9 protein-coding genes are annotated in these 10,059 nt (G+C 63.4%); 4 read left to right on the forward strand and 5 right to left on the reverse strand.

Annotated elements, in window-relative coordinates; all coding sequences use genetic code 11:
* Positions 1-169: 169 nt before the first annotated feature.
* From msrA to FJ548_RS08075, 4 genes are all read right to left on the reverse strand, one after another.
* Positions 170-895, reverse strand: a complete 726-nt coding sequence (gene msrA, locus FJ548_RS08060; RefSeq protein ID WP_140777595.1) for a peptide-methionine (S)-S-oxide reductase MsrA — start codon at positions 893-895, stop codon at positions 170-172.
* Positions 896-1,083: 188 nt separating this feature from the next.
* The gene (locus FJ548_RS08065) at positions 1,084-1,407 is read right to left on the reverse strand and encodes a hypothetical protein (protein ID WP_140777596.1); all 324 of its coding nucleotides are present in this window, start codon (positions 1,405-1,407) and stop codon (positions 1,084-1,086) included.
* A 109-nt stretch (positions 1,408-1,516) separates the two neighbouring features.
* Positions 1,517-2,215 carry a DUF1223 domain-containing protein gene (locus tag FJ548_RS08070; protein ID WP_140699151.1) on the reverse strand — a complete coding sequence of 233 codons (699 nt, stop codon included), beginning with the start codon at positions 2,213-2,215 and terminating at the stop codon, positions 1,517-1,519.
* A 331-nt stretch (positions 2,216-2,546) separates the two neighbouring features.
* Positions 2,547-3,596, reverse strand: a complete 1,050-nt coding sequence (locus tag FJ548_RS08075) for a pilus assembly protein TadG-related protein (RefSeq protein ID WP_140777597.1) — start codon at positions 3,594-3,596, stop codon at positions 2,547-2,549.
* Positions 3,597-3,804: 208 nt separating this feature from the next.
* Here FJ548_RS08075 and lepA point away from each other — a divergent pair, with 208 nt between their 5' ends.
* The 4 genes from lepA (at position 3,805) to FJ548_RS29785 (ending at position 7,375) form a co-directional block, all read left to right on the forward strand.
* Positions 3,805-5,610: a translation elongation factor 4 gene (gene lepA / locus FJ548_RS08080; RefSeq protein WP_140777598.1), complete on the forward strand. Its 1,806-nt coding sequence runs from the start codon at positions 3,805-3,807 to the stop codon at positions 5,608-5,610.
* A gap of 240 nt (positions 5,611-5,850) precedes the next feature.
* Positions 5,851-6,030, forward strand: a complete 180-nt coding sequence (locus FJ548_RS08085) for a hypothetical protein (protein WP_140777599.1) — start codon at positions 5,851-5,853, stop codon at positions 6,028-6,030.
* A 19-nt stretch (positions 6,031-6,049) separates the two neighbouring features.
* Positions 6,050-6,709 carry a Fic family protein gene (locus FJ548_RS08090; protein ID WP_210242650.1) on the forward strand — a complete coding sequence of 220 codons (660 nt, stop codon included), beginning with the start codon at positions 6,050-6,052 and terminating at the stop codon, positions 6,707-6,709.
* 150 nt (positions 6,710-6,859) lie between these two features.
* Entirely contained in the window at positions 6,860-7,375 is a 516-nt protein-coding gene (locus FJ548_RS29785; protein WP_181168737.1) for a hypothetical protein, read from the forward strand.
* A 765-nt stretch (positions 7,376-8,140) separates the two neighbouring features.
* Here FJ548_RS29785 and FJ548_RS08115 read toward each other — a convergent pair.
* Complete coding sequence (locus FJ548_RS08115) at positions 8,141-9,781, reverse strand: ABC transporter substrate-binding protein (RefSeq protein WP_140777601.1); 1,641 nt, start codon at positions 9,779-9,781, stop codon at positions 8,141-8,143.
* Positions 9,782-10,059: the final 278 nt, after the last annotated feature.

The following is a 10,059-nucleotide window of genomic DNA, read 5'->3' on the forward strand; positions in this document are numbered from 1 at the left end:
GCGGCTCTCCCCCCTCGAGGGGGAGATGGCCGGCAGGCCAGAGGGGGTCGGCTCGACCGGGTTCGGCCTCCTGCGGCGGCGGAAGGTTAGCGCTTCACGCGCGGCGACCCCCTCTGTCGCCTTCGGCGACATCTCCCCCTCAAGGGGGGAGATAACGCGCCTCAGGGGCTCAATTACTCGCCGACAGCACCAGCACCGGCTTTTCGCTGTACAGCGCCGGGAACAGCGTCTTCAAGTTCGCCACCTTGGGCAGGTCGTTGTAGACGATGTAGGGATAGGTCGGGTTCAGCGTCAGGAAGTCCTGGTGGTAGTTCTCGGCCGGATAGAAGGTTTTGCCGGTCTCCAGCGTGGTGACGATCGGCTCGGGGAACACCTTGGCCTTGTCGAGCTGGGCGATGTAGCTCTCGGCAATCTTCTTCTGCGCTTCGTTTTCGGCGAAGATCGTCGATCGGTACTGGGTGCCTGAGTCCGGTCCCTGGTAATTGAGCTGCGTCGGATTGTGGGCGACCGAGAAATAGACCTGCAGCAGCTGGCCGTAAGTGACCTTCGAGGGGTCATAGGTGATCTCGACGGATTCGGCATGCCCGGTGCGGCCGGTGCCGACCGTCTCGTAGACGGCGTTTTCCTTCGAGCCGCCAGTGTAGCCGGAGACGGCCCTGGTGACGCCCTTGACGTGCTGGAACACCCCCTGCACGCCCCAGAAGCAGCCGCCGGCGAAGATCGCCGTCTCGGTGCCGCCAGCGGCCTTTTCGTCCATGGCCGGCGGCGGGATCTTCACCGCGTCCTCGGCGGAAACCGCCGGCGTCAGCCAGAAGGCGGCGCCGGCGGCGGCCAGGACGAGCGCGGCCAGCGCGCCCCTGACAAGGCCGGTCGAACGGTTCTTGATATTGGTCATGGTTGCACTCCTCATGGCTTCCACAGGGATCAGTCTATTGGATCGGGTAGGTCGGCGCGATGCACGAGTTGCGGCGGAAGCTCACATTCGTGTGCGCCGGCGCGCCGGCATCCCGGGTAAAATGACCGCCCCCGACCTTGGACAGGAACGGCCATGGCCAGGGACGGCGGGGAGCTGTGGCCCAAGGCCTAGTTGGCCGGAGCCGTCGCCCCCATCGCGTCCGCCGGCTTCATCGCGTCCGTCGCCGGCTTCATGGCATCGGCGGGCTTCATCGCGTCGGCTGGTTTCATGGCATCCGTCGCGGGCTTCATGGCGTCAGTGGCCATCGGGTCAGCCGGCTTCATGGCGTCGGTTGCCGGTTTCATCGCGTCCGCCGCCGGCGCCATCGCGTCCGTGGCCGGCTTCATGGCGTTGGTGGCGTCGTCGGCGCGGGCGATGCCGCCGGCCAGCAGCGCCGTCGAGCAGAGGGCGAGGGCGAGCGCGGGCAGCGTCAGGCGGGAAAGAACGATCATGATGGTCTCCTTGGCTTGGTCGTTGAGGGGGGATGGCGGCTCTGTCAGCCGCCGGCATTGGCGGCGCCGCAACGGCGGCGTCGCGCAATCTCGTTTGAAAGTGTGGGGGCTAGTTCGTGGTGGCGGCCAGGATCGGGCCGCCGCCCGGCGATTGCACCAGCACAGCCGTGCTGAGGCCGCTGGACGCCGCGGGCAGCGCATAGGTGGCGGCATCGCCGTTCCAGCTGCCTAGCTTTTGCAGCGCATGCACGACATTGGCGTGCGGCAAGGTGCGGCCGGTGTTTTCGCCGCGCGCCACCGGCACCTGCACGACGCCCCTGGCATAGCGCACCAGCCAGACATCGGCCTTGCCGCCCGGGGCCGGGCCGGCGCCGATCACGACCTTGCCGCCGTCGAGCGACAGCGACGGACCGCCGGTCTTGCCTGTGGCGGTGATCAGATGCTCGATCTCGCCCGGTGCGGCGCCGACGACATCGGCATGGCCGTTGACCACCACTTGCGGCGTGAACGGCCCGTCATGGCCAAGCGGCGGCTCGTAGGAAACCTGGCGCTGGGTGAACTCCTGCTTCCCGAACGTGTCCTTCCAGCCGAGATAATCCCAGTAGGTGACGTTGAAGGACAGCGCCAGAACGCCGGGCTGGTCCTTGACCTTGATGAGATTGGCATTGGCCGGCGGGCAGGACGAGCAGCCCTGGCTGGTGAACAGCTCGACCACGGTGAGCGGCTGGGCTTGCGCCGCCCCGAGCGTGGCCGCGAGCGCAAGCGCGCCGGACAATGCGATGAATTTGCTGCGCCTGGACTGCGACATCGGCTTGCTCCGTGGGGGACGGCGCTCGGTTGCGCCGGTCATATCCCCACTTCGCCGCCATTTGCGGCTTCGTTACAGAGCTCACCGGTTCGTGATGTTCTCGTGCGTCGCTGTGCCGTACAGGGTCCTTCTCCCCGTCACTATACGGGGAGAAGGTGCCGGCAGGCGGATGAGGGGCAGCGCCAACTTCCGGCTTTGGCCACCCCGGAAGAATTTTCCGATGGCAAAATCTGTTTACAGATGCAGAAGGCAGCGCTGCCCCTCATTGCCCTGCCGGGCATTTCTCCCCGTATAGTGACGGGGAGAAAGACGCTGCACGAATGGTTTCGCCTTACTGCGTCAGCACCGTGTTCGAGGGCCGCTGGTTGAAGTCGCACTTGCCGGAGACGGTGTAGAAGAAGTCCGCATTGGAGACTGGCGCCGGCACCGGACTGCCGCCGTCTTCCCAGGCCTGGTTGCTGGACTGGTTGCAAGGGACGGCGGAGAAGATGTCGACCTTTTGCCCGGTCGGCACTTCGACGCCGTCGATATAGAGCCGGTTGGAGGTGGTCGGATCATTCGTGGTGAGATATTGCGGCTTCCCCGATGGCACATACATCTGCATGTAGAGGCCACCCATCTGGCTGACGTCGATTGACGCGCCGGCGCCGTTGGCCGGGTACATCGTATCGACACAGTAATATTTCGTGCCGCTCGCATCCTGCTTGAGGGTCACGCCGGCGGGTGGGTTGTTGCCGACGGTGCACACCTGCTTCTGGGCCACCGTGGTGACGGTCTTGCCGGTTGAATCGGTCGTCAGGACGCTGGTGGTGGTGGTGCCATAGCCTTTCGGATCTCCGGTCTTGCCATAGGTGTAGTCGATCGTCATCAGCGGCTTGGCCACCGTCGCCCCTAACTGCGTGCCGTAGAGCGTCATCGTCTTGTTCCACCAGCCCGACGCCCCGGTTACCTTAAAGTTCGCCTGCACCAGCGACGGCGGCTTGCTGACCGCCGAGGCGACGGCGATCGGTACGGTGTCAATCCTGGCGATGGTCATGAAAACGGTGGGCATGGCGAAACTTGCCGTGGCCCGCGCAGTGGTGGCGGTGGCGGTGGTGCCAGCCACGAAGCTGTTCAGGGTCGCGGTTCCCTGTCCACCGTTGGCAAGGAAGGTATCCTGCAGCACCTGCTGGCGCTGCGGCAGCGTCGAGGCGGTATCCATGGTGGTGATCGACAGGATCGCGGCATCCAGCGCCTGCTGCTGATTGGACCTGATCTGTACGGCCGACGTATAATCGACGGCAAAGCCGGCGACGGTGATCAGCGGCACCGTACACAGGAAGAACAGCGGCATGATGGAGCCGCTGCGGGAGCGGGCAAACCCGCTTGCAACATTGCGCATTTCTGACCCCCGAAACACATGAGCGGCCGTGCGAATACCAAGCCGCCGACAACCAAGGTCTAACGCGATCGTTTAAAATTTATGCATTCCAGGCCGCCGGGCCCGGATTTTCGATTTTTCCGGCAATGCTCACCACTTCGTGATCGCCAGGGCAGCCCTTGCGCCGCAAGCCTTGCCGCCGATTGCCGCCCCTGCTAAAGCGCCCGGCATGAGCACGCCCCTCGACCACATCCGCAATTTCTCCATCGTCGCCCATATCGACCATGGCAAATCCACGCTTGCCGACCGCCTGATCCAGCTGACCGGCGGGCTGGAGGCGCGCGACATGAAGGAGCAGGTGCTGGACTCGATGGACATCGAGCGCGAGCGCGGCATCACCATCAAGGCGCAGACCGTGCGGCTGAAATACCGTGCCTTGAACGGCGAGGACTATATCCTCAACCTGATCGATACGCCCGGCCATGTCGATTTCGCCTATGAAGTGTCGCGGTCGCTGGCCGCCTGCGAGGGCTCGCTGCTGGTGGTCGACGCCTCCCAGGGCGTCGAGGCGCAGACGCTCGCCAATGTCTACCAGGCGATCGACAACAACCACGAGATCGTCGTGGTGCTGAACAAGGTCGACCTGCCGGCCGCCGAGCCAGAGCGCATCCGCGAGCAGGTCGAGGAGGTGATCGGCATCGACGCCTCCAACGCCGTGCTGATCTCGGCCAAGACCGGTCTTGGCATTCCCGACGTGCTGGAGGCCATCGTCCACCAGCTGCCGCCGCCGCGCGAGGGCGACGCCACCGCGCCGTTGAAGGCCATGCTGGTCGACAGCTGGTACGACGCCTATCTCGGCGTCATCGTCCTGGTGCGCATCATCGACGGCGTGCTGAAGAAGGGCCAGACCATCCGCATGATGGGCACCGGCGCCAAATATCTGGTCGAGCGCACCGGCGTGTTCACGCCCGCCCGCATCAATGTCGAGGAGCTCGGCCCCGGCGAGTTCGGATTCTTCACCGGCTCGATCAAGGAAGTGGCCGACACCCGCGTCGGCGACACCATCACCGAGGACAAGCGCCAGACCGCGCATGCGCTGCCTGGCTTCAAGCCGGCGCAGCCGGTGGTGTTCTGCGGCCTGTTCCCGGTCGACGCCGCCGATTTCGAGGATCTGCGCGCCGCCGTCGGCAAGCTGCGCCTCAACGACGCCAGCTTCTCTTATGAGATGGAAACCAGCGCCGCGCTCGGCTTCGGCTATCGCTGCGGCTTCCTCGGCCTTTTGCATCTCGAAATCATCCAGGAGCGGCTGGAGCGCGAGTTCAACCTCGACCTCATCGCCACCGCGCCTTCCGTCGTCTATCGGCTGCTGCTCAATGACGGCTCGATGAAGGAGCTGCACAACCCGGCCGACATGCCCGACGTGGTCAAGATCTCGGCCATCGAGGAGCCATGGATCCGCGCCACGATCCTGACGCCCGACGACTATCTCGGCGGCATATTGAAGCTCTGCCAGGACCGGCGCGGCATCCAGGTCGACCTCTCCTATGTCGGCAAGCGCGCCATGCTCACCTATGATCTGCCGCTCAACGAAGTCGTCTTCGACTTCTATGACCGGCTGAAGTCGATCTCCAAGGGCTACGCCTCCTTCGACTATCACCTGACCGACTATCGCGAGGGCGATCTGGTGAAGATGTCGATCCTGGTCAACGAGGAGCCGGTCGACGCGCTGTCGATGCTGGTGCACCGCACGGCGGCGGAAAAGCGCGGCCGGCAGATGGTGGAGAAGCTGAAGGAGCTGATCCCGCACCACCTCTTCAAGATCCCGATCCAGGCCGCGATCGGCGGCAAGGTCATCGCCCGCGAAACCATCTCGGCGCTGCGCAAGGACGTCACCGCAAAGTGCTACGGCGGCGACGTCTCGCGCAAGCGCAAGCTCTTGGACAAGCAGAAAGAGGGCAAGAAGCGGATGCGGCAGTTTGGGAAGGTCGATATTCCGCAGGAGGCGTTTATCCAGGCGCTGAAGATGGGCGATTGAGCGGTTCAGAGGTTCCTGATATGTTCTAAACGAGAAGAGCCTCAACGCCCCTAAGGATCTCCAACTTTGTCTCTATGCCAACCCTTCTGTTCGTGGCTGGATTGACAGGGCTAGGTGTTGGATGTGCGCGATGCGCAGTGAGCCTTCATAACAAATTCATTGGCAAATTCGGCGGGTATCGCGCATGCTCGCCAGAGTGATTTGCGTTTGCCAATTAGGTGATAAGCGCAGGAGGCATCAATGACTGAAGCACTGAAAAAACTGATTGAAGCTACCAAGACGCTCGATCAGACAAAAAGCGACAAGGAACAGCAACGCCGAAGTTTTGCTTATGGCAATACTAAATTCGAGAACGATAGAATAACTCGTGAGATGGTCGATAAGCAGGCGGAGCTTCTGAGCAAAGGCGCCAAGGGTTAATTGCCGACTGAAGGTTATTATGGTGGTCGATTCCGTGCAACGCCACAGCAGAGCATTCGAAGCTGAGCTGATATCGGACCCGGAGCTTAAAGCAGAGGCTGAGGCCAGGAATGGTCTGAGGCAGTATGACTATGGCATTCAGACGGTTTATCAGGCACTTGATCGTGGCAATTTCAAGCTCCGCCCATCTCTGATACTTGCCTTGCAACGAGAGGCGCTAGCCGGGATTAGCGCATACGCGGGTAACTTTCGGCCGGCAGGTGTAGAAATAGTTGGCAGCAAACACAAGCCGGCTGAAGCTCACCTTGTTCCTGAACTAATTGAAGAGCTTTGCGACTACGTCAACGAGAAATGGGACAAAGCGACGGCTATTCACCTTGCAGCATATATAATGTGGCGGCTTAATTGGGTGCATCCTTTCGCCGATGGAAACGGCCGGACATCCCGCATATTGTCGTACGTTGTTTTGTGTATAAAAGCAGAGAGCGTGTTTCCTGGAACACCAACCATTCCGGAACAAATAGTAGAGAACAGAAGTCCGTACTTCGATGCATTGGACGCGGCAGACGTTGCCTCCAAAGAGGGGCATATTGATCTCTCTAAGATGGAAGAATTGCTGTCTGGAATGTTGGCTCGACAGCTAACAAACGCTTATGAAAAGGCCGGTGGCCGAGCTTAACGCGCGGCTGGTGGCTGCCCCCCTCCTTCGCTTCCGCTCAACTTTCGTCATGTTCCACCCCGGTCGAAATTCGCAACACCACGGCCGGGAAAGCTCTTTGGACAACCGAACGCCTTGGCGTATCCTCTTCCCGCTTGGGGAGGACATCACATGCGCACCAATCCTCTCGACACCACCGCAGCCCTCGGCCTCGCCATCGGTGGCGCCTTCGGCCTAGCCGGCACCTTCGTCGCCAGCGCTCCGCTGCGCGAAACGCTCTGGGCGATCGACGGCGTGGCGCTGGTGGTGGCGACGGCCTTGCTCACCATGAAATACCAGCGGCTGGGCAATGATTGCGTGGCCGCGGGCTTCCTGACCTTCCTGGCCGGCGAAAGCCTGCTGCTGGCCGGCAATGCGGCGGGGCTGCAGGCCAGCGTGCCTTCCTATGTCGGCGGCATCTCGCTTTGGGCGGCGGCGCTGATCATGGTCAGCGTGCCCAGCACGTTCGCGTTGTGGATGCGGTTCACCGCCTTCATCGCCGCCGCGCTGTTCCTGGCCTCGGTGGGCATGGTGCTGTGGGGCACGCCGCTGCTGCCGACCTCCGCGCCGCTGCCCGCCGCCGGCTATCCGTTCCTGGTGGCGACCTTTGCCGGCTGGATCTGGACCTTGGTGAGGCCGGCGCGGTGAGAGCGTGTCGCTGCTCAACACTCGCAACAGCGCGTGCAACCGCATATGAAGAGGATGTCGGCGCTGCCCCTCACCTGCCTGCCGGCATCCTCTCCCCGTATAGTGACGGGGAGAGGGGCGCTCGTCGCCGATTTCGCCAATCGCCAACGTTGAAAGGTGCCAGCGTTGCGGCCAGCTATTCTCTCCCCGTCCCTATACGGGGAGAGATGTCCGGCAGGACAGTGAGGGGCGGCGCGACGCCTGGGGAGCACGCCGCTGCTGCCGACCTCGTCGCCCTTGCTCGCCGCCGGCTATCCGTTCCTGGTGGCGACCTTCGCCGGCTGGATCTGGACGCTGGTGAAGCCGGCGCGGTGAGACCATGTCGGCGCTGCTCAAAATCCGCAACAGCGCGTGCAACCGAATATGAAGAGAAATGTCGGCGCTGCCCCTCACCTGCCTGCCGGCATCCTCTCCCCGTATAGGGACGGGGAGAGGGGCGCTCGTCGCTGATTTCGCCAATCGCCAACGTTAAAAGGTGGAGCGGCGTTGCGGCCAGCTACTCTCGCCCCGTTTTACGGGGAGAGATGTCCGGCAGGACAGTGAGGGGCGGCGCAGGCGTCTGGGGGAGACGCGCGACAGTGGGAGCCCTAAACCTCACATGGCTTTGGCTTCGCGGGAGGGCGTCCCCCCGCTTCGCCGGGCCACCGTGCCGGGCGAGCCACGGGTCTCGTCCGTCCTTCGGACTCCCCACTCTCGTGGGGCGAGGACCCCAAGGACGGCTCTGCCTCACCCCTCAATCCAGACTTTCTCGAAATGCTGCTCCAGCGCCTGGTGCTGTTCGCAGCCTTCGATGCCCTTGCGGTAGGTGCGGTAGACCGAGCGCCAGTAGGGCTGGATGATGATGCCTGAATCGCGTAAATTCTTCTCGATGCCGGCCATGATCTCCTTGCGCTTGATAGGGTCGGGCATGGCCAGCGCCTTGTCGAGCAGCTCGTCGAACTCCTTGTCGGCATAGGCGCTCTCGTTCCAGGCGGCGCCCGATTTATACGCCAGCGCCAGCACCTGGACGCCGAGCGGGCGGCCGAGCCATTCGGTGCAGGAATAGGGGAACTTGCTCCAGTCGTTCCAGAAGGTGGCGGCGGGCAGCACGGTGCGCTTGATCTTGAGGCCGGCCTCGCGGATCTGCGCGGCGATCGCATCCGCCGTGCTCTTCTGCCATTCGATGTCGACCGAGATCAGCTCATATTCATGGTCCGCCTTGCCTGCCTCGGCGATCAGCTTCTTCGCCGCCTCGACGTCGCGCCTGGCCGGGCCGATATCGGCATATTCGGGGTGCATGGGGCCGACATGGTGGTTGTCGGCCGGCTTGCCGCGGCCGTCGAGGCCGAGCTTCAACACGGCGGAATTGTCGACGGCGAGCTGCGCGGCGCGGCGCACCTTGACGTCGTCATAGGGCGCGTTGGAGACATTGAAGCGGGCGACGATGGTGGAGCCGGTGGCGATCTCGGAGTTCTTCAGCCCCATCTTCTCGGTCTGCGAGACCGCGTCGGAAGCGGTTTCGTGGTCGGTGTCGATCTCGCCGGATTCGAAGGCCGACAGCATGGCGTTGGGGTCGGAGCCGTAGTCGATCCATTGGATGCCATCGAGGTAGAAATCGCCCTTCCACCAGGGCTCGTCCTTGCGCTTCACCTCGGCACCCGTCTCGGCGTCCCATTTCACCAGTTCGCAGGGGCCGGTGGTGATGGCCAGCGCCTTCATGGGATCGCTGCCGCCATCATAGGAGCGGTGCATGATGAGCGCGGGATAGTCGGCCATGCCGGCGACCAGCGAGATGTCGGGCTTCGGCAGATTGAGCTTTATCGTGTGGTCGTCGAGCTTCTCGATGCCGCCATCGACCACCTTCTTGGTGTCGGCGTTGACCAGCGCGCCCATGCGCGCGGCGACCGAATTGCCGGCGACACCGGCCTCGCACCAGCGGTTGAGGTTGTGGACGACATCGTCGGCGTTGAAGGCGTCGCCATTCGACCAGGTGATGCCCTTGCGGACATGCAGCGTCAGCGTCCTGGCGTCGTCGCTCATCTCCCATTTTTCCAGCAGCCAGGGCTCGAAGGTGAAGTCGGTGTTCCAGCGCACCAGATATTCGTTGCAGTGGCGGGCGACGTTGGACATTTCGACACCGTCGAAGGTGCGCGGGTCCTTGAACCCCTTGACGTTCATGGCGACACGAAGCACGCCGCCCTTCTTCGGTTCCGCCGCGCGAGCCGGCGTCGGGACGATGCCGCCCAGGGCAAAAGCGCCGGCGGCGCTGACGCCGAGGCCGGCCATCAGCGCAAAATACTCGCGGCGGTTGATGCCGCCCTTTCTGAAATCGTCGGCGACGGGCTTGGCCCGCGGGTGCAATTTGCGGTCGGTCAGCATGAATTTCATCGTCGTTCCCTCTTGTTGGTGCATGCCGCCCAAAATGCGAGGCGGTTTTGGGACAACGGCATGCACGGAAATCGGCGCGCCCCCGGCGGACCGCCAACGCGGGTGGCCGCGACCGCCGGGGCGCCATTGTCTGAGAGGAATGATAGGGCGGGGTGACGTGGCGGAATGTTCTGGAATCCGCAGGACTTGTGCGGTGCTCCGCACGGGTGGGCGGGGCGGGGGTACGGGTGCGACTTCGTCATCCTCGGGCGGAGCGGGAGCGAAGCGGACGCGCAGAC

It is taken from the genome of Mesorhizobium sp. B2-4-17 (genome assembly GCF_006441275.1).
In the GTDB taxonomy this organism is placed as follows: Bacteria; Pseudomonadota; Alphaproteobacteria; order Rhizobiales; family Rhizobiaceae; genus Mesorhizobium.

Excerpts from the sequence above, each read along its gene's own strand:
- msrA (WP_140777595.1), bottom strand. The coding sequence starts at position 895 with ATGACCAATATCAAGAACCGTTCGACCGGCCTTGTCAGGGGCGCGCTG.
- FJ548_RS08065 (WP_140777596.1), bottom strand. The coding sequence starts at position 1,407 with ATGATCGTTCTTTCCCGCCTGACGCTGCCCGCGCTCGCCCTCGCCCTC.
- FJ548_RS08070 (WP_140699151.1), bottom strand. The coding sequence starts at position 2,215 with ATGTCGCAGTCCAGGCGCAGCAAATTCATCGCATTGTCCGGCGCGCTT.
- FJ548_RS08075 (WP_140777597.1), bottom strand. The coding sequence starts at position 3,596 with ATGCGCAATGTTGCAAGCGGGTTTGCCCGCTCCCGCAGCGGCTCCATC.
- lepA (WP_140777598.1), top strand. The coding sequence starts at position 3,805 with ATGAGCACGCCCCTCGACCACATCCGCAATTTCTCCATCGTCGCCCAT.
- FJ548_RS08085 (WP_140777599.1), top strand. The coding sequence starts at position 5,851 with ATGACTGAAGCACTGAAAAAACTGATTGAAGCTACCAAGACGCTCGAT.
- FJ548_RS08090 (WP_210242650.1), top strand. The coding sequence starts at position 6,050 with ATGGTGGTCGATTCCGTGCAACGCCACAGCAGAGCATTCGAAGCTGAG.
- FJ548_RS29785 (WP_181168737.1), top strand. The coding sequence starts at position 6,860 with ATGCGCACCAATCCTCTCGACACCACCGCAGCCCTCGGCCTCGCCATC.
- FJ548_RS08115 (WP_140777601.1), bottom strand. The coding sequence starts at position 9,781 with ATGAAATTCATGCTGACCGACCGCAAATTGCACCCGCGGGCCAAGCCC.